This is a genomic window from Methylophilus methylotrophus DSM 46235 = ATCC 53528, from assembly GCF_000378225.1.
GTDB classification, from domain to species: Bacteria; Pseudomonadota; Gammaproteobacteria; order Burkholderiales; family Methylophilaceae; genus Methylophilus; species Methylophilus methylotrophus.
Map to the genome: position 1 here is coordinate 88642 of NZ_KB905141.1, position 20297 is coordinate 108938.

Consider the following 20297-nt stretch of genomic DNA (forward strand, 5'->3'; position numbering starts at 1 on the left):
TCACGCTGACTTCATACTGACGAGTAAGTGCCTGCAGATGATTGAGCAGGAAAGCTTTTACAGCGATATCTGTAGTTAATACAAAGCAGATTTTTTTCATTTCAAACTACGTACAAACTTTTTAATTTGTTCTGGAACAGGCGTGGCTGGTGACCAGTTAAGTTTTTGTTTGATGTGATTGCTAGAGAAATGAATGTGGCGTGAGAGAACTGATAGCTTGTAAAGGTTAAAAGTACTTTGAGGTAGAGCGTTTATCAGTCTGCTACTTAGATATCCCAAGCGTCTATTAATAAACTTCAATGATTCTGAATCGTATAAGCCCGCTAGTATCCCATCCATAAATTGCGACATTTCACAATCATTCGCCACAATAAAAGTTTGATTAAGAGCCGCTGGATTAGTTATACAACGATCAATTGCCTCAATCACATCATCTATATATACGTAATTTGCAGTTGCAAGTGGATGATATGGTAACCAGACTCCGACTTTCATTAGTTTAGCCATTTTTTGTAAGGTATTGCTTTGCATACCATCACCAAAAACGATACTTGGTCTAATGATGGTATATCTAAACCAATCATTATTTTTTGCGAAGTCTATGATCAAATCATCCGCAATGGTCTTTGTGGATTCGTAGATGTTTTGGGGGGCAGTCCGAGTTAGCTCCGTGATGATTATAGGAATGCCTGTATTTAATTTGCTGGCACCATATGCCCCACAACTACTTAGTTGAATCCAATGAATTTTTCGCTGATTTAAAGCATAACTGTTTCTAACTTGTTGGAGAAGTGTTTCTGTTCCATTTACATGAAGACCATACATCTTAGATTCGTCAGTAGTTTCACCTGCTAAGTGAAAGACAACCTCACAATCGTCCACAAGAGTACTGGAATCTGCTAGGTTCGGATCTGTTAAATCCCCATTAATTATTTCAATATTCTTTTGGCAATCATCCTGAAATGATTTTCTAGATAATAGCTTTAAATCAAAACCTTGATTTGACAAGCGTTTAGTTAAATGTCTACCTATAAAACCGTTACTACCTGTAATTAGCGTTTTCATGCTTAAATTCTAGATATTTTTTGCTTAATCTGTAATATAGATTGGCGGATAAAAAGTAATGAAATATTTAGTAGTCGAGATAAAAAACAGGTTCCTGCCAAAACAATAAACCAAAGTTTTTTTGTTTTAAAAAAATAACAAATTTGCAATTTAAATATTGTTTTGTAAGCTTTGAGTGTATTCACATAATTAATCTTATTTTTTATTCTGTAATGAAGTAGTACAGAATTTAAGCAGTAAAATCTGCTGGTTGAATGGCTTCTAAGGAGTAATTCAAAATCTTCAGAATAATAAGATTGAGGTACTTTATAAAGGTGTTGTTTAAACCACTCCATTTTCCCCATCCAACTGGGGTGAGGCATATAAAAGCTTCGCCAGGGTTTTGCGCAAAGATCTTCATGCGTAATTGCAAAAGGAAGTTTACCTACAACTTTGCCTTTAAAGTTTATTGTATTTACTCTGGTGGCCAGTAAATCTACCTGCGGATGAGACGTTAAAAAAGCCAGTTGCGCTTCTAGCCTATTAGGTAAAGAAATGTCATCCTGATCCATCCTTGCGAAGTATTCACCTTTCGCAAGTTCAATACATTTATTGAGGCTGGCGGCTAAACCTATGTTTTGCTCGTTTTTATAGATTTTTATTCGACTATCATTTAATAGCCCGCTTGCTTCAATGTTTTCTAATTCGCGGTCTGTAGAGTCATCATCAACAATTAAAAGCTCCCAGTTTTGATGCGTTTGGTTCAGGATGGATTGAATTGCCTCTCGTAATAGCTGGCCAGGGTTATAGATCGGCATGCCGATTGAAATCAACGGTTGATTCATTCTTAATTAAACAAATTATTTTGATTTTCTCGGATTGTACGCTCAAGTCCTTCGTCTAGGCTGATAGAGGGTTTCCAGCCGGTGTGCCGATTAAACTTTGCATAGTCTAAAATGTTGCACTTAACGTCGAACGGACGACCAGGGAAATGAGTCACTGATACCATGGGCAATTCGAATTTTTTCAAAAGGTGATTCAACTTATTTATTAGTTCCAAATTGTTAAAGCCCACACTGGTACCAATATTGTATGACTCTCCTGTTTTACCTCTTTCAAGGCACAGTAAAATTGCCTCTGCTAGATCGTCAATGTAAATATAGTCTCTGACTGTACCATTCACACCAAAAATATTAACTGGTTTACCTAATTTTGCTGAAGCGATTGCAGTGGCAATGAAACCTTGTCCTTTAAATGGGATTTGTCCTGGACCATAAGCATTTGCTGGCCGAATAACTTTAAAATCAAGCCCATGTGTCCTGCCATATAAGTAAGCATAGTTTTCTAGGGTGAGTTTTGTTAAACCATATGGAGAAATCGGATGTTTGGGGTGTACTTCCGATATGGGGGTAAATGAGGCCTCGCCGTAGATAGTCCCGCCTGAAGAAATTAGTAATAGCTTCTTTTTTAACTTCGCTGTGACAAGAAACAATTGAACTGATGGAGTCAAGTTCTCTTGCAAGTCCAATAAAGGGTTTTCAAAAGAAGTGTTAGGTACAGAAGCATAAGCTAAATGCACAATTTCATCATGTGACTCTACAAATGGTGCAATAAAGTCAATATCACCAAAATCACCAGAAAAATATTGAATTCCTTTTGATAAGGATGGTTTTTTGTTTACATTACGCCCAATCACTGTAACCTGATGACCTTTTGAGTGCAGTACAAGAGCTAGTTTAGCTCCAATAAAACCGTTGCCGCCTATTAATAAGACTTTCAATTCACGTCCGTTTAAATTCTTAACCAGTCTTTGGGGACTAAATCTTGGTCATTTAGACCACTCGCAAACCATTTTTTGGGGGCAATAATGATTTTATCCTTGCTAGGATTCAACCATGCACCCCACCAACTAAATGAGCTATTAGCAATAATATGGTGCTTACATAAACTCATTAATTGCATGTCGAAATGACTATCTTCACCTTGATTGTGACCTACAAAATAATGCTCGTTTGCTAATCTTAAATTAGATTTTGCCCACGTTATATCATCTGAGAAAATAAAAAAAATCGGATCGGCAATTTTTGTTGAGAAGTACTCAATCGCATTTTGATAATAAATCAAAGAGCAGGTGCCAATAAATGCATTATTTTTGTTTGTAACATAATCACCTCTTCTTATGTGCAAACTAACTGAATTCGATCCTTTTATTCGATCTGATAGTTTTAAGTTCTCACCACTTAATATGTTTTTAAAAGTAAAGTGAGTTCTAATCGTACTTTCATAGTCTATAAAATACTTTTGGCTTTGCCAATAGCCCTCAAGGTAAACGTTATCCCCCAAAAAATTGACTCCATCCCAGTAACCGAAAAATGGTTCAACAACATATTGCGCTGGCCTTAAGTTCTTTAAATATGTGTTCTTTAAAATTCGTCTGATAAAACTGTATTTACAAATTCCCAGAAGCGTTTCTATTTGTGTAACACTTGCTGTTTCGGCACTGCAATTAAAAACTTTGCTGAGTTCAAAACCATTGTGCAGTTTATAGTCAGTAAATTGAGATAAATCTAGCTTGAGGGGCGTTTGATTGTTTTCGGCAAGACTCAAGCCCATTGCATACTGGAACATTTGGTTGCCTAAGCCCCCGATAATCTTTGTTATGATCATTTATTAAGAGTTAATAAAATTTATATTAGAGATTTTTTTATTTTTTTATAGCAGTATCTTACATGAAGTAAAAAAGTAATTTCGAAAAGCTTTATCGGAGAAAGTACAATGATTGTGGCTTTGGTTAAGCCTTTGGAGATTTTAAAGTATCCATTGATATATCTGAATTGCTCGCGCATAAACTTGTAATATTTCGACAAATTCCAGTTATTGTTAAGAGCATCATAACTTTTATAATTACCTACAGTACACCCAAAAAGTTTTTGCTCGGTTAGTACAAGTCTTCCTTGGGTCATTAAATAAAATACAAATAACACATCTGAGGCATACCATCCATATTTTTCAACAAAAGTAGTCCATGAAAATCCTAGTAAATTCTGTCGCCGGATAAGGCCATAAATGGGATGCGGTTTTGCAGATCCTTCTCTTAATAAAAAAAACTGTACTTGTCTGATAAAATTTGAACAGTAGCACATCCCTTTGAGGGTGTTGTAAAAGTTCGGATATACAAGTATTGGATTGCCATGTTCATCTCTTGAGTCAAAATTACAAAAAGAAACAACCGCTGATGTGTCAGTCATCAAATTTTGGTATAACACCTCCACAAATTTTTGATCATGCCAATCATCATCAGCAGCCCACATGAAGTATTCGCCGGTAGCTTGCATTAAAACAAATTGAAAGTTATGAACTGGCCCGATGTTCTTAGGTTGTTTGATATACCTTACTCGCGAGTCATTTTGCATTACCTTGCGCACAATATTTTCTGTTTCACTGCCAGTTGATGCATTATCAGAAACGATAATCTCCAGATTTTTATAGGTCTGTTGATTGATCTCGAGTAATACCCTACGTAAGCTTTCAGGGCGATTAAATGTGGGGATTCCAACACTTATAAGTGGGAGCACATTTTTTGCGTGTATATGATTCATACTACTTTCCAAATCTAAGCCTGATCACACGACAAAGTATTAACTGGCAATTCTTGATCTGCCAGAATATTTTTGCCCTTATTTGATTGGCAGACGCCATTGATACAGCAAATGCAAGTGCTCCAACAGTCATTAAAAACACACACTCGCTAAAGCGATTTTGATAATTCGTTGCATGCCCCCATTTTGCAATTAGAACGATGACCAAAGGGCCGATGGCTGGTAAGAAAAAGTCATACCAATACCAGTTCCACTTTTCAGAAATCAGTAATTTTCTATGCATAAATTGTATTGAAAACAACACATACCCTATATTTAGTACAACCCAAACCCAAGCCGCACCTAAAGTTCCGTAAATTGGAACAACCCAAAATAATGCGGGGAGAAGTACTGCAACTGCTGAAAGATTTGTTTTGACACTTAGGCTAACCCAGCCATGCGCCAGTTGTAATTGCACAGGCATATACATCAATCCGTTTAAAAATACACCTACCGCAAAAACAGATAGAATTGGCGCAACCCTCTCACCCAGAGTTCCATCACCAGACCATATAAATATAAGCTCTTTAGGAAAAAAGGAAATAAGTAACACTGGTGTTGCTGTAAACAAGGTTACCAACTGTGTACCCTGGTGGTATTTAGATGCTAAGAGATTCAGGTTGTTATTTGTGTAATGGGCTACTAAGCTCGGATAAAATGCTCTTGTAATTGGTGTTACCGCCATGTAAGTAACCCCTGCTAATGTTGTAGCAAGGGTGTAGTATCCAAATGACTCTAAAGAGAGCAATCTAGATAACAATACTTTATCTACCTGTGTCAGTAATATGCCCAATAATGTTACCAGCATTACGCCACCGGCAAACTTCCAGATTTCATCAATAGCTTCTACTTTAAATTTTGGTCGCCTATCCCCGGGAGGTAAGGATTTTTTCACAGCTAATGCGAAAACAAAAATAGTGAGCAATGAAATTCCGGCTTGCCAAAAAAAGAAGGCCTTGATGGTAGGAGAAACAAAAGCAAGCAGGACGACTGCGCCTCCATAACGCAGAGTAGCTAGGATGGCATTAGCAACGTTGTAGAAAACTTGAAGTTGCAAACCAAACAGCGAGCCACGGTATATTCCCTCCACAAAACGTAAAGCCAACACCAGTCCAAAGATTGAAATTGCTTGTGATACCTGTTCAATTGGTAGATTATTTACCTTTAACCATTTAGTTGATAAATACCCAGAGCCTGCCCATAGAGATAAAGCAATCAGTGAGGATAAGCATAAGCATATAATCTCTAGGCTCCGTAGAAGATCATGAATTGATTGAGAAGTGTGAGCTCCTATTGAAAATCTAGCCATCTCCCGGTTTAGCGTTGGCGTCATTCCCATATCCAGCAATGTCAGCAAAGCTTGCATGCCCGCATAAAAACCAATCAGCCCATAAGCCTCTACGCCGAGATACTTGATGTAAAAAGGAATAAAAGCCAGACCCATTATTGCAGTCCAGCCTTGGCCTAGAAAGTTGGCAATTACATTTCTCTTTAATGACAATTTAGTTAACGATGAAATTAGCGAATTCTTTTCAAGAAACCATCCGGTGCGACGGTGATCTGTAATTTGTTTTCGATTGTTTTGTCTATGCTGAAGTTTTGATTGTTGTCTAAAAAGTCCCATACAGCAGTTTTAGGATTGTTACCTGGTTCCCATGGGCGGTTCGTGAATACATCCTTTGGGACATCCTCAACAAAAGTGTCAAAAACCACACAATAACTGCCTATTGATACAAGTGATGCATAAGCATTTAATTCTGCCAGAACGTGATCATGGGTATGGTTTGAATCTAGACAAACAAGAATTCTCTGAAAGTTTTTAGAATAACTCTTTACCTGTTCAATCGTTGTTGAGTCAATCGATGATCCTTGAATCATATCGATTCTATGCGACATGGGGTGCGCTTCAATGGCTTTTCTATTATGCTCACGAATGTCAATATCTAGTCCCAAAACACGGCGTTTCGGTGCTTTTGGGTCTAGTGGTGTGCCTGATTCAAGGGAGTCACAAAAGTCAAGCATGGCTAAGTAGGATGCATTCATTATTAATGAACCACCGTGAGCAATTCCTGTTTCAATGATTAGGTCTGGTTTGACTTCCCATACTAGTTCTTGCATTGCAATCATGTCTTGAGGGTATTGAATTACAGGTCTCCCCATCCATGAGAAGTTGTAGACATACGACTTTCTCATACTTTGTTCAACCCAGTTTCTAGATAATTCCTTGAAAGGATTGTCGTTACTGAGCTGGTTAATTCTTTGTGCTTTTTCAAGCTCGAACTGTTCAATGGGGTTCATTTGCTAACCTTTTTTGTGTAGTAGTCAAAAAGACTGGGTAGATTGTTTTCCAACCGCTGTAGAGAGACTCCAAATTCGCTTCTAATTTTCTTATTATCTATTGGTTCAAATTTCCACTCTGGGGCATTTTTCTCATATTGTGTAATTATTTTACGAGATGTTAAAAAGTCGGATATCAATTGGTTTGCTGTATTTTCGCCAGATGCAACATTGTAAATTGCACTTTTACCTTCTAGTGAAATTAAGTGGATAAGTTTAACAACATCATTAATCGAAACAAAATCCTTTGAAGAGCTTGGCGAAGTTTGAAAGGTAACCGCGCCATCGCTAGCTGATTGTTGTAAAACTGAAGAGAGGAAGTTTTTACTTTTATTATCCTGCCCATATACGTTCGAAAGTCTTATGATTTTTGCTTTAGAACTTGTAGAGATGCAGAGGCTTTCAGCGGCCAATTTGCTGATATTGTAAACTTGCCCTGACTTTGCGGGGTTTACTTGTAGCATCGTGTCTTCGGCTGTATGTGAGGCGCCCTCATAAACACGTGTACTTGATAGGTAAGTAATTGACTCAAATTGACATTGCTTTATCAGTTGATTAAGCAATGTAATGTGCGAATCTATTGTGCCTGTGAGGTTCGTTCTGAAATTAGCAGTCATGCCAATGCAATAAATAACATGACCTAAATTTTCTTTTTGTTTTTGTTTTTCAATATTGGTCCAAAAGTCTCTATCAGGTGTATTCACTTGATACCTTTTAGAAGCTAAATATTCTCTGAGATTACTCCCAATAAAGCCAGAAGCGCCCAGAATTGTGAATTTTATTTTCGCCACTTAATAACTCTCAGAGGAGTGCCAGCATTCACGGAGTAGGCAGGGATTTCTCCACGAACAATAGAGCCAGCAGCAATAACGCAGCCAGTTCTTAAAATTGCTCCATCCAGAACAACGCAATTTGCGCCAATCCAGACATCATCTTCAATGGTGATACCACTTTTAGATGGCATAAAACCTTGTTTTGTAATTAGGATGTTTTTGTTTTCATAAGCATGATTTACTGGAGCTAAAGTGGTATTGGCAGCAATAGCGACATGATTGCCAATATTTATTCCGTTACCTGTATAAAGTACACAACCAGAGTTTATAACGGAATGTTCACCTATAATCAGATTGCCATTTCCACCAGCTGGTTTTATTTTAACGAAGCTATCTATGGTTGAGTTAGCACCTATTCTGATAAGGCTACCTCTTTTAGAGTCCTCGATGTCAGCTAAATTAGATATATATGCTGAGGTATGGATATCTAACATATTTATTGCGTTGTTAACTTCGGAATAGCAGTCACAAATTTTGCTGACCATGCTTTGGTATAACTTAATTGCGCGATCACTTCGGATTTAATATTCCATGGCAGAATCAGTATATAGTCCGGTTTTTGTGTATGGATTACTTCTTCACTTGTAATGGGAATACGGCTGCCAGGCATGAATTTGTTTTGCTTGGCCGGGTTTTTGTCGACCACGCACGGTAATAAATCCGGACGAATACCGGCGAAATTTAATAATGTATTGCCTTTTGCAGCAGCACCATAGGCAATAACTTTTTTTCCTGCGCGCTTAGCTTCGGTTAAAAAAATAATTAGTTCATCTTTGATGTGATTTACTTTTTCCTGGAAGTTTTCATAAAAGGCTATGCTGTCGACGCCAGCAGAACTCTCTTTAGCCAACAGGTCTTGCAGGCGAGCGGTTTTAAGGTGACTGCCGGTATCTGCGCGTTGAGCATACACACGCAGGCTGCCGCCGTGAGTCGGGATTTCCTCTACATCAAATACTTCTAGTCCATTTTTCTCAAAAACAGCTTTAACGCTCGTTAAAGACAAGTATGAAAAGTGTTCGTGGTAGATGGTATCGAACTGGTTTTGTTGTACCAGATTCACCAGATGGGGAAACTCAAAGGTTGAAACGCCATTGGGTTTGAGCAGGTGCGTGAATCCGCTGACAAAATCATTAATGTCTGGCACATGAGCAAGCACATTATTTGCCGCAGTCAGGTCTGCTTGATGGCCTGTTGCAACCAGCTCTTTTGCCAATGCAACACCAAAGAATGACTCGACAATTTCTATGCCTTTGTCTCTGGCAGCTACAGCGGTGCTATGGGTAGGTTCTACGCCTAGACATGGGATATTTTTAGCTTTGACATATTGCAGTAGATAGCCATCATTGGCCGCTACTTCAACTACCTTGGAGCTTGCATTCAGTTGGAAGCGGGTGATCATCGCCTGCACATAAACATCGACATGATTCAACCAGGAGCTGGAGAACGAACTGAAGTAGGCATAATCGGCATCAAATAGTTCATGCGCGTCAGCAAAGTCTTCGGTTTGCACCAGCCAGCACTGATCACAGACCATCACTTTGAGTGGAAACCACTTTTCAGGTTTGTTAAGTGCGGCTTTGGTGAGGTAGGCGTTGGAGGGCGGAGAACTTCCAAGGTCCGCAAATGCATGTTTAACTTCGTGATCGCAATGACGACATTTCATACTTCAATTCCTTTGAAGTTGGAGTCTAGCATAGGATGCGCTTGGTCTCTAGCTGAAATCTCGCTGACATCCAGCGGCCAGGTAATTGCCAGCAGCGGATCTAGCGGGTTTAATCCAGCTTCATGTGTAGGCGAGTAGTTTACTGTGTGCAAGTAAAGCAGTTCACAATTTTTAGTTAATGTTTGAAAGCCGTGAGCAAACCCTTCTGGAATGAAAAGGCTGTACTGGTTTTCGCGACTTAATTCAGCGGAAAACCATTGTAAAAAAGTAGGGGAGCCAGCGCGTAAATCGACGGCGACATCCAGAATGCGACCCTGAAGGCAACTGACAATTTTGATCTCGGCGGCAGGCGGATGTTGAAAATGCATGCCGCGGATCGCACCGGCTTTTCTGGTCAAGGTGTGATTGATTTGCTGGATCGGTTTCATTCCCAGCCTTGACATGGTTTCCTGACAAAAGAAGCGGCTCAGGAAACCCCTGCTGTCTTCAATACAGGTGCGCTCAATGACCGTCAAACCAGTAAGCGGAGTAGGACGAAAGCGAAAACGCTCCATGATATTCTTGCCTTATGCCTGATATGCAGCGATTTGGGCAAGGCAGACGGCCTGCATGTCTTGCTGTGCATGCCAGGCAAGATGCCATTCAGCAATTTTCTGTAAGGCCATTTCAAGGTCCCACACAGGTTGCCATTTAAGGTACTGTCGCGCTTTGCTGCTATCCAGTTTTAATAAATTAGCTTCATGTGGTTGCGGCTTGGCATCTATTTCCCAGCGAGTTCCAGGCATGTAGGTAGCTAGTTTGTCTACAATCCAGGCCACCTCTTTGGCATCCTGATCATGCGGCCCGAAATTCCAAGCCGACGCATATTTTTGCGGTTCTTGATACAGGGCTTGTGCCAACAGCAAATAACCTTTAAGCGGTTCCAACACATGTTGCCAAGGGCGGGTTGCGTGGGGTGAGCGTATCTTAAGCGTCTCCTGTGCAACAATTGCACGCAGAAAGTCAGGGATCAATCTGTCGTTAGACCAGTCACCACCACCGATGACATTACCAGCTCTCGCAGAGGCCAAGCCAATTCCTGCACTTTCATAAAACGAATTGCGATAAGAGGCAGTGACAAGCTCTGCACAACCTTTGCTGCTGGAATAGGGATCATGACCACCCATGGGCTCATTTTCTCGATAGGCCCACACCCACTCCTTGTTCTCATAGCACTTATCTGTGGTGATATTCACGACAGCTTTGACATGAGTAGACTGCCTGAGAGCCTCAAGTAGATTAACCGTACCCATGACATTCGTGGAAAAGGTTTCAATCGGATCGAGATAGGAAAGGCGTACTAGCGGTTGTGCGGCCAAATGAAACACGATCTCTGGCTCTGCTCCAGTAATGGCCACAGACAACGCAGTGTAATCACGTATGTCAGCCAGCGTATGACCGCTTAATAAAGGTTTTATATTAGCGGCCTCAAATAGTGCAGGTGTGGTACTGGGAGGCAACGCATAACCATAGACTTTTGCACCCAACGAGTGCAGCCACAGGGCGAGCCAGCTGCCTTTAAAGCCCGTGTGACCAGTCAGGAATACCCGCTTGTTTTGCCAGAACTCGTGCACTGTTACCACACTTTCCAAGGTGCTTCGCCGCTGGCCCATAAAGACTCAAGTAGTGTTTTTTCTCGCAGGGTGTCCATGGGTTGCCAGAATCCTTCATGCTCATAAGCCATCAGCTGACCTGTTTGAGCCAGATGCATCAGAGGGGAACCTTCCCAGCTTGATTGGTCGTTTTCAATATAGTCAATACATTGTGGTGATAGTACAAAAAAGCCCCCATTGATCCAACCGCCATCACCTTTAGGTTTCTCGGCAAAGCCTGTGACCTGATTCTCGTTTAACTCGAGCGCACCGTATCTACCGGGTGGTTGAACACCTGTGACAGTTGCCAGTTTGCCATGTTGTTTGTGAAATTTAACCAGCTCGGTGATATTAACGTTTGACAAGCCATCCCCGTAAGTGAAACAGAACGCTTCTTCGTTTTTGATATATTCTGCGACGCGCTTAAGACGGCCACCGGTTAAAGTTTGCTCGCCAGTGTCCACTAGTGTGACTTTCCAGGGTTCTGCATTACGCTGATGCACTTGCATGCTGTTATTAGACATATCAAATGTCACATCTGACATGTGCAGAAAGTAATTGGCGAAATACTCTTTAATAACATAACCTTTGTACCCGCAGCAAATGATGAAATCATTAATGCCGTAAGCTGAATACAGCTTCATGATATGCCATAGTATTGGCTTGCCACCGATTTCAATCATAGGCTTGGGCTTCAAGTGAGTTTCTTCACTGATGCGGGTACCTAATCCACCCGCTAAGATAACTGCTTTCATAATTTGCCTTTACAATTCAGATAACGCCGTAATCGCTTCATCAATCTTATAATGATGGTTACCTATAAACAGGCCAAATTTGTCAATGTGCTCAGCATTTTTTAGCTGTCCGTGCACACTGGAGTCAAAATATTTGACGACTTCATTCTTGGCAAAGTTACCTGCCACAATTGGCCTGCACTCAAACCCCAGGTTATTGAGTTTTTCAATCAACCCTTTGCGTGTCAGTTCACTTTCAGGTCTTATAACCAGGCTAAAGCCGAACCAGCTACTCTCTCCGACTTCTTTCTGGATCATAATTTCAGGATGATTGGAAAGACTCCTTTGTAGTAGCTTGGCATTTTCTCTTCTGGCCTTGACCAGGCGGGGTAATTTTTCAATTTGGTGGATACCGATGGCACCTGAAAGTTCGAGGGGGCGTAGATTAAAGCCCGGTAGTACAAAACGGAATGACTCTTCAAAAGGATCGTCACTCTTTTCACCACATACCAGATTATGTTTAGGCAAGTTGCGGGTCCAGCCGTGTGCGCGAAGCGAGAGCATTATTTGATAGAGCTCTTCATCATCCGTGACGACCAGTCCACCTTCCATGGTTGAAATGTGATGGCTGAAAAACGAGCTGTAAGTACCCATTACGCCAAATGTGCCGGCTTGTTTTCCTTCAAAAGTAGCGCCCAAGGACTCACAATTGTCCTCCAGTAATAAAATATTCTTGCCACTGATGAGTTGTTTTATACGCTGGAAATCATTTGGATTGCCCAGCAGGTTAACAGCCAAGATCGCTCGAGTATTTTCTGTAATGGCGCCTTCGAGTTGTTCGATGTCCAGATTGAGGGTTTCCAGATCAATATCAACAAATTTAAGCTTGAGTCCGTACTGGTAAAGCGGGTAATAAGTTGTGCTCCATGAAACGGCAGGCACGATCACTTCATCACCGCGCTTAAGACTATGCGCGGGGTTTTTGCTGTAGAACAGGGCCGCAATCATGATCAGGTTGGCGGAAGAGCCTGAATTGACCATGATAGAATATTGGCTGCCGGTAAATTTGGCAAACTGTTCCTCAAATGCTTTGACCTGACTGCCCATGGTAAACATGCCACTGTCGATCACGCGGTGCATGGCGGCGATTTCCTTCTCATCCCAGGTGGTGGTGGCGAGAGGGTATTTAAAAGACATTATTGCAATTCCTTCACATAATAATCGTAGGTGCGAGCGATGCCCTGTTTCAGCGAGTATCCCGGTTGCCAGCCCCATGCTATTTGTTTATCGATATTGACCAGTTTGCGCGCCATGCCAACCGGTTTGCTCAGGTCATGGACAAACGCGCCTTGGAAGCCGATCACCTCGGCCGCTGCCTGATAATATTCATTGATGGTGTAATCGTAGCCCAGGCCAACATTCATGGTTGCTGGTAATGTGCTGAAGCGACTGACGGCCATCACAATCAAATTGGCCAGATCGCCTGCATACATGAACTCGCGTCTGGCCTCGCCACTGCCCCATATCTCGACATTTGCGTCACCCTGCGTTTTGGCCAAGTGAATTTTATGAATGATTGCCGGAATCAGATGTGACTGTTTGGGATCAAACTTGTCGTATCTGCCATAGAGATTGCATGGAATCAGCGTTTTGTATTGCAAGCCAGGCTGCTCGCGTTGTATGTACTCAGCCAGCCGTGCTGTTACAATCTTGGCCAGTGCATAGCCCTCGTTGGTCGGCTCCAGTTCACCAGTGAGCACCATGTCTTCTGACAGTGGCGCTTCATGGTTTCTCGGGTACATGCAGGAGCTGCCCAGATTCAGCACTTGTGAGACGCGGTGTTGCAGGCAGGCCATCAGCAGATTGCGGCCCATGTCGAGATTTTTCACCAGAAAGTTGACCGGTTCGCGCATGTTTGCCTGTATGCCACCCACCAATCCGGCAGCATGAATGACCAGGTCAGGCCGATAATCGGCAATCACCTGGCTGGTTTGCGCGTAGTCCAGCAGATTCATTTTTTGACTGGAAGGTGCCAGCCATTCAAATGCGGTGTTTGCAAAGGCATCGATGATATTCTTGCCAACCAGCCCACTGCCGCCAGTAAGTAAAATACGCATGGGTCAGTTACTCGAAATAGTTTTGCACGACGTATCCGTGTTTTTTGACCAGTTCGTCACGCTCTGCAATCCGCAAGTCTTCACGCACCATTTCCAAGACCAGGCTTGCAAATGAAATCTTGGGTGTCCAGCCCAGTTTGTCTCTTGCTTTGGAGGCGTCGCCCAGCAAGGTTTCAACTTCAGTTGGACGGAAATAACGTGGATCGACCTGAACGATACATTTGCCGCTGTCATCGTAGCCTTTTTCGTCTACGCCGTTGCCCTGCCATTGAATGTGCATGTCGAGTTCGTTCGCAGCCGCATTGACAAAATCACGCACACTATACTGCACGCCGGTTGCAATCACGAAGTCTTCAGGGGCGGCCTGTTGCAGCATCAGCCATTGCATTTCGACATAGTCCTTGGCGTGGCCCCAGTCGCGTTTTGCATCCAGATTGCCCAGATACAGGCAGTCCTGTAAGCCTAGCTTGATTCTTGCCAGTGCGCGCGTTATTTTTCTGGTGACGAATGTTTCGCCTCGGATGGGGCTTTCATGGTTGAACAAAATGCCATTGCAGGCATAAATGCCATATGCCTCACGATAGTTAACAGTAATCCAGTAGGCATAGAGTTTGGCAACTGCATATGGGCTGCGCGGGTAGAACGGGGTGGTTTCTTTTTGCGGGACTTCCTGCACCAGACCATACAGCTCGGATGTGGATGCCTGATAAAAGCGGGTTTTCTTGGTCAGCCCAAGAATGCGGATGGCTTCCAGTATGCGCAAAGCACCGAGTGCATCAGAGTTGGCGGTATATTCTGGTTCCTCAAACGATACTGCAACATGGCTTTGTGCGGCCAGATTGTAAATTTCGTCTGGTTGTACTTTCTGGATAATGTGGGTCAGGCTCGAAGAGTCTGTCATGTCGCCATGGTGCAAGAAAAACGGCTTGCCCTCAGCATGCGGATCGTGAAACAGATGGTCCACGCGGGCGGTATTAAACAACGATGAGCGTCTTTTGATGCCATGCACAATATAGCCTTTGTTCAATAAGAGCTCTGCCAGATATGCACCATCTTGGCCAGTGATACCTGTGATTAAAGCGACTTTTTGTGACATGATTAAATTGCTGAGTTAAAAAGTGCACGGATTATAACATGCGCATATCTTGGCTTGCCCGTCTACCGCCATTGCTTTTTTGACATCCTATTAGTCGGCGTCGCCTGAATTTAGTCATCTTGCTTTTCTCTTTGTAAGATAAGTCATTGGTATAGCCCGTTAAACGAATTTACTATGTGCTTTATGGCGTTTCTAGCTATGAGGTATCTTGAAGGATGCCTTAGTAGATAAGGTTTTATCTACCAATCATCGAATTACTCCACTACTTTTTTAAAAACTAAAATGCGTTTCTTATTTTTATGGCCGTAAAATGTTTTATCTAGTTTAAATTGGCTTAAATGGGTTGCTAGATAGTGTTCTTTAGATTGATTTTCTGGCGTTGCATCGAGATGAATCACGAGGTGGTTGAATTGATTGATACGGCCATCTTGAATACGAGTTTGTATATACTCCCATTCATCATAGTATCTGCCTTCGTAAGGTGCATCAGCATAAAAACGTTGCCTGGGCGAGGAGTAAAGAACACTTTCGTTAGGTTTTATTTTTTGTTTTACATAACGAACAGCATCAATTTCAAAATAGTAGCTCTGTTTTTTGGGAGCAACACTACCTATAAAGCCGATGACTATTAAGCCTGTGACAAAAACCAGTAGCGATTTTGATTTCTTGCTTAATTTGCAAGCGCTGAGTTGGTTGAGTAATGCAGAAAGTGCAAAACTGCCTAAAGTGATGAGTGCAATGCCAAATAAGCCCACATACCTGCCGGAAAGCAGGTTAACCTTAAATGCGATAAGGCAACCTGTTGCCCATGACAGCAACATACACCATAAGATAAACCGAGTAGTAATTGGCTCGCAGACTGATTTAATGCGGTTGAATTGCGTGACTGATAACAGTGTCGGTGCCCAGCCTGCAACACTTAAACACTTGATGGTCACTATTGCAAGATAGGCTAACAAAAAAGTAAACCAGGCATATTCTTTGAACGGCTCACCGATGACATCATTGCGCATGATTTCTACGCGGTGTGATAAATTTTGTGAAAAATTAGATTGAATATCACTCAATCCAGTAAACAGCTCTTTCATGCGCCCTAGGTTATCCAGGCTTTCACCTTTGGCAATCAGCATAGTTGCCAATATGAATGCTCCCAAAAGCACTAACGCATAAGGCATTAACCTTTGGCACCATGTGCGGGCTTGCGTTGTAAAACATAAACCGAATAGAGGCAATGCCAATAATTGGACTGCACCTTCAATCCGAAACAACAAAGCTATCAATGCAAAGCCTTGCCAATAAAACGCATGTGCAAGTTTGGCTTTTTGATAATATAAAACTAGAAAATTGACTGCCCATAACATAGTGGTCCAATAGCCTAGATCTCGGCTGACCATGGGCATGATGTCGCCAACCATGTAGCGTGCTCCCAGGAGCAAACATACTGCCAAATATTGCTCGCGCCAGCTACCGCCCGCAATTTGCACCAACCGCATCAGTCCCCCCACTAGGCCTACAAAAAAGCCGACAATCAATAGATTGGCAGACGCATGTAAACCCAAGCCTGTTATTTTGTGCACCAAGGCGATCAGGGCAGGATAGAAGCCCCAACTAAACTTTTCTACATCATAAGCGGCTTGAAAATCACCATTTGCAATATGCTTGGCCATTTCAAAATATAGAATCGAGTCATTGGTGATCCATCCATGCTGGATATTAATAACCCAGATTGCAAAAATGCTCATTGACGTTAGTAATATAGCGTTTTTATAAAAGTCACTTAGTTTTGTCAGATGGTGGTACAGGCTTTTGATGTTCATGCTTCGTTTTTAGTAAAAAATATGCAATGAAATTTAATTTTGGACTTTTATCAGAGAAGAATTGCAGTTTACTGCGCTTTTGGTATTTGCAGTAGCTTATCCCTGCGTGATGATTTGAACATCAAAAAATAACCACCAGACAGTGATCTGCCTTGCATCTATTGCTTAGCTGCCAGCATGGCCTTGATATTCGCCATTTTGCTTTTGCCATAGTCCTTGCTTAATACCTGATCCGGCCCATTAAACGGGTTGCCAAAATGCTTCACATCATCTTTCGGTAGCTGAGCAATAAATCGGCTGAGTTGAAGGCTTATATTTTTGCTTTATGCGTCTATTTATTGATTTAAAAAACGAATGCCGAATTGCTCTATGTGCGCAATTAGAGCAGGGTTATCAATGTGATGTTTGAGAGATAAATCTACTTTCCACGGTAGGTATAGGTCATCTATTTTTCTTTCAATCAGGTGCAAATCTTTAAGCTTTAATGCTTCAGCTTCTATACATAAATCAATGTCAGAGGCTGGCTTTTCTCTACCTAGTGCTCTGGAACCATATAGCCAGACACTCTTGATGCGCGCATCTTGACTAAACACGTCATTCAGTTTGTGTATCGCGGTATCGGGTAGTCCAAATATCATGACTGATTTGCTATTCTAAATTTGACTGTAACTTTTTGAGTGTATGCATGAGCGCTACAAATAAAGCATAGTAACTGTTTTGTATCGCCTCAATGATTTCTTCCGCAACAGCTTTGTTATAAGTATGCGATGTTTTGTTGCGACTTTGTATCATCGCCATCCATCCTTCACCATCTAGAATCAGCCCTTTACTAAAAGCTTCACGCGTTGCATCTCGTGAGCCTGTGATGTTTTGTGTACCTTGGTAATCAAAATAGTCTTTTAAGACGTTCCAAGCTAACTCATGCGTAAATTCAAATGCTTGAATTAAACCTTGCTTTTCCAGGTCAGATAACGCTCTTTCTTTACTCAAATCGATAGCGGCGGTGAGGCTTTCAAGCGCTTTTTCATAGTTGTTTAATCGCTGCACCCAGCGTAAATTTTGAGTGTTATGCTCTGTCATTTATTGAACCCCAATCATCATGGCTACATAGCATTTTTTGTGCGGAAAATTTGCAATAAAATTGCGTGTTTGAAGGAATATTAACAGACAGGGATTGGTCTTGCATCTATTGCTTGGCCGCCAGCATTGCCTTGATATTCGCCATCTTGCTTTTGCCATAGTCTTTGCTCAATACCTGATCCGGCCCATTAAACGGGTTGCCAAAGTGCTTGACATCATCTTTCGGTAATTCAGTAATAAATCGGCTGGGCTCGCAGGCTTGCATTTCTCCCGCGCGCTTGCGTTTTTTGCACCAGGTAATGTTGAGTGATTTTTGGGCACGGGTAATGCCTACATACATGAGGCGGCGCTCTTCTTCGATCTGGTCGCTGTCTATAGAGTTTGTATGCGGAAGAATACCTTCTTCGCAGCCGATTAAAAAGACATGGCCGTACTCCAGGCCTTTGGAGGCGTGCAGGGTGGAGAGTTTGACCGCGTCGGGTTCGCCATCTTCACGGCCTTCTAGCATGGTGATGAGGGAAACCAGTTGTGTGAGTTCGAGCAGGTTTTTGCCATCAGACTCATTGCCATATTCGGTTGAGGCTTCGCCTTTTTTGCTGAGCCAGGCGACAAATTCCTGAACGTTGCCCCAGCGCGTTTCTGCGGATCGGGCTTCTTCGCCATCGTAGAGATAGCTTTCATATTGAATGGCCGCTATCAGGTCGCCGAGCACTTCATTGGCGGGATCTTTGACGGCGCGGGCTTGCAGGGTTTGGATGTAGCGGCAGAAGGTGAGCAGGTCATCGAGTTGCTTGGCACCGATTTCGTGTTGAAAGCCACCTTCAAATGCTGCGGCGAACAGCGACATTTTGTGTGCGCTGGCATATTCGCCCAGCCGTTCCAGGGTGGTATTGCCTATGCCTTTTTTTGGCGTTGTGGCGGCGCGGATAAAGGCCGGATCATCGTCTTCGTTGGCGATTAGGCGTAAATAGCTGGTGATGTCTTTAATCTCAGCCTTGTCAAAAAAAGATTGCCCGCCGGAAATAGTGTAGGGGATTTTGTGGTTACGCAAAAACTGCTCGATGATGCGTGCCTGGTGATTGCTGCGGTAGAGGATCGCATAGTCTTTATACGTTGTACGATGCTCGAATTTGTGCGCCTGCAGTTTCATCACTACGGTTTCGGCTTCGTGTTCTTCACTTTGCGTCGCGGTCACATGAATCAGATCACCTGTGCCGTGCTCGCTCCAAAGTTTTTTCTCAAACAGTTTTGGGTTGTTGGCGATCACGTGGTTGGCAGCACGCAGAATACGCACCGTTGACCGGTAGTTTTGCTCCAGTTTGATCACTTTAAGCTTGGAGAAGTCCACAGTTAATTGACGCAGGTTTTCCACGTCGGCACCGCGCCAGCCGTAAATGGCCTGGTCGTCGTCGCCCACAGCAGTGAACTGGCCTCGCAAGCCAGTGAGTTGTTTAATCAGCCTGTACTGGCAGGCATTGGTATCCTGGTACTCATCAATCAGCAGGTAATGCAGTTTGCGCTGCCATCTGTCTAGCATGTCGCTGTGCTGATCAAACAGTTCGACTGGGACTTTGATCAGGTCATCAAAATCCACCGCCTGGTAGGCACGCAGAGTTTGCTGGTATAGCTGGTAAACGCGGGCGGCGGCATGCGTGAGTTCTTCATCCGCCTGCGATTTGGCTTGATCCGGGTTCACAAACGCATTTTTCCAGCTGGAGATTTGCCATTGCGTTTTGCGCAACAGTTGTTTGTCTGTGGTGGCCAAGATATCGCTGAGGATTTTAAAGCTGTCCGAGGCATCAAGAATAGAGAACTGAGGTTTGTAACCGAGCAGGGCGGCTTCTTGGCGCAGGATTTGCAGGCCTAGGGAGTGAAAGGTGGTCACTGTCAGGCCTTTGCCACTTTTACCCTCAAGCAGCGGTGTCACACGTTCCTGCATTTCACGGGCGGCCTTATTGGTAAAGGTAATCGCTGCGATCTGGCTGGCTTTATAACCGGCCTGGTTAATCAGGTAGGCAATTTTTTGCGTAATCACCCGCGTTTTACCACTACCGGCGCCAGCCAATACGAGTAAAGGTCCATCTAGGTAATGGATGGCTTCGCGTTGCGGAGGATTCAGAAGATGCTGCATGGGACTTCAGGGTATGTGGTAAACAACAAAGCGGTAGGGAATATTAGCCTATATGGACTATTTAACCCCTTCATTTAAATGGGTATAGTTGGTCAACCATAGTAATATGCTTCTCAGGTAAACAAACTTTGTCCGTCCCTGTGTTTGATCTCAACAGTGTCATTCTATCATCAATT

General features: G+C 42.7%; 20 protein-coding genes. All 20 read right to left on the reverse strand.

What is annotated here, in order from left to right:
* Positions 1 to 96: 96 nt before the first annotated feature.
* Positions 97 to 1065: an NAD-dependent epimerase/dehydratase family protein gene (locus F463_RS0100430; RefSeq protein WP_018985057.1), complete on the reverse strand. Its 969-nt coding sequence runs from the start codon at positions 1063 to 1065 to the stop codon at positions 97 to 99.
* 2 nt (positions 1066 to 1067) lie between these two features.
* A complete protein-coding gene (locus tag F463_RS13915; protein WP_051082002.1) occupies positions 1068 to 1889 on the reverse strand; it encodes a glycosyltransferase family 2 protein in 822 nt (273 codons plus the stop codon).
* A 2-nt stretch (positions 1890 to 1891) separates the two neighbouring features.
* Complete coding sequence (locus tag F463_RS0100440; protein WP_018985059.1) at positions 1892 to 2824, reverse strand: NAD-dependent epimerase/dehydratase family protein; 933 nt, start codon at positions 2822 to 2824, stop codon at positions 1892 to 1894.
* Positions 2825 to 2835: 11 nt separating this feature from the next.
* Positions 2836 to 3672, reverse strand: coding sequence for an alpha-1,2-fucosyltransferase (locus F463_RS0100445; protein ID WP_018985060.1), 837 nt, complete (start codon positions 3670 to 3672; stop codon positions 2836 to 2838).
* Between the two features lie 59 nt (positions 3673 to 3731).
* Positions 3732 to 4643 (reverse strand): glycosyltransferase family 2 protein, encoded by a 912-nt coding sequence (locus F463_RS14540; protein ID WP_018985061.1) that lies wholly within the window; start codon positions 4641 to 4643, stop codon positions 3732 to 3734.
* 1 nt (position 4644) lies between these two features.
* Complete coding sequence (locus tag F463_RS0100455; protein ID WP_081620766.1) at positions 4645 to 6306, reverse strand: lipopolysaccharide biosynthesis protein; 1662 nt, start codon at positions 6304 to 6306, stop codon at positions 4645 to 4647.
* Entirely contained in the window at positions 6201 to 6980 is a 780-nt protein-coding gene (locus F463_RS0100460) for a cephalosporin hydroxylase family protein (protein ID WP_018985063.1), read from the reverse strand. The genes F463_RS0100455 and F463_RS0100460 overlap by 106 nt, the downstream gene beginning before the upstream one ends.
* Positions 6977 to 7810, reverse strand: coding sequence for an NAD-dependent epimerase/dehydratase family protein (locus tag F463_RS0100465; RefSeq protein ID WP_018985064.1), 834 nt, complete (start codon positions 7808 to 7810; stop codon positions 6977 to 6979). Before F463_RS0100465 ends, F463_RS0100460 begins: the two co-directional genes overlap by 4 nt.
* A complete protein-coding gene (locus F463_RS0100470; RefSeq protein ID WP_018985065.1) occupies positions 7798 to 8286 on the reverse strand; it encodes an acyltransferase in 489 nt (162 codons plus the stop codon). The genes F463_RS0100465 and F463_RS0100470 overlap by 13 nt, the downstream gene beginning before the upstream one ends.
* Positions 8287 to 8288: 2 nt before the next feature.
* Positions 8289 to 9515 carry a class I SAM-dependent methyltransferase gene (locus F463_RS0100475; protein WP_018985066.1) on the reverse strand — a complete coding sequence of 409 codons (1227 nt, stop codon included), beginning with the start codon at positions 9513 to 9515 and terminating at the stop codon, positions 8289 to 8291.
* Positions 9512 to 10069 (reverse strand): dTDP-4-dehydrorhamnose 3,5-epimerase family protein, encoded by a 558-nt coding sequence (locus F463_RS13925; protein ID WP_018985067.1) that lies wholly within the window; start codon positions 10067 to 10069, stop codon positions 9512 to 9514. Before F463_RS13925 ends, F463_RS0100475 begins: the two co-directional genes overlap by 4 nt.
* Positions 10070 to 10081: 12 nt before the next feature.
* Entirely contained in the window at positions 10082 to 11167 is a 1086-nt protein-coding gene (gene rfbG / locus F463_RS0100485) for a CDP-glucose 4,6-dehydratase (protein WP_018985068.1), read from the reverse strand.
* Positions 11131 to 11901 carry a glucose-1-phosphate cytidylyltransferase gene (rfbF, locus tag F463_RS0100490; RefSeq protein WP_018985069.1) on the reverse strand — a complete coding sequence of 257 codons (771 nt, stop codon included), beginning with the start codon at positions 11899 to 11901 and terminating at the stop codon, positions 11131 to 11133. Before rfbF ends, rfbG begins: the two co-directional genes overlap by 37 nt.
* 9 nt (positions 11902 to 11910) lie before the next feature.
* Positions 11911 to 13155 (reverse strand): DegT/DnrJ/EryC1/StrS family aminotransferase, encoded by a 1245-nt coding sequence (locus tag F463_RS0100495; protein WP_245545086.1) that lies wholly within the window; start codon positions 13153 to 13155, stop codon positions 11911 to 11913.
* Positions 13077 to 13997 (reverse strand): GDP-L-fucose synthase family protein, encoded by a 921-nt coding sequence (locus tag F463_RS0100500; RefSeq protein ID WP_018985071.1) that lies wholly within the window; start codon positions 13995 to 13997, stop codon positions 13077 to 13079. Before F463_RS0100500 ends, F463_RS0100495 begins: the two co-directional genes overlap by 79 nt.
* A 7-nt stretch (positions 13998 to 14004) precedes the next feature.
* Complete coding sequence (gene gmd / locus F463_RS0100505; protein WP_018985072.1) at positions 14005 to 15093, reverse strand: GDP-mannose 4,6-dehydratase; 1089 nt, start codon at positions 15091 to 15093, stop codon at positions 14005 to 14007.
* A 254-nt stretch (positions 15094 to 15347) separates the two neighbouring features.
* Positions 15348 to 16910, reverse strand: coding sequence for a hypothetical protein (locus tag F463_RS0100510; RefSeq protein ID WP_018985073.1), 1563 nt, complete (start codon positions 16908 to 16910; stop codon positions 15348 to 15350).
* Positions 16911 to 17245: 335 nt separating this feature from the next.
* The gene (locus F463_RS0100525) at positions 17246 to 17503 is read right to left on the reverse strand and encodes a nucleotidyltransferase family protein (RefSeq protein WP_245545087.1); all 258 of its coding nucleotides are present in this window, start codon (positions 17501 to 17503) and stop codon (positions 17246 to 17248) included.
* A 55-nt stretch (positions 17504 to 17558) separates the two neighbouring features.
* The gene (locus F463_RS0100530; RefSeq protein WP_018985077.1) at positions 17559 to 17990 is read right to left on the reverse strand and encodes a nucleotidyltransferase substrate binding protein; all 432 of its coding nucleotides are present in this window, start codon (positions 17988 to 17990) and stop codon (positions 17559 to 17561) included.
* 106 nt (positions 17991 to 18096) lie between these two features.
* Positions 18097 to 20121, reverse strand: coding sequence for a UvrD-helicase domain-containing protein (locus F463_RS0100535; protein WP_018985078.1), 2025 nt, complete (start codon positions 20119 to 20121; stop codon positions 18097 to 18099).
* Between the last annotated feature and the right edge of the window lie 176 nt (positions 20122 to 20297).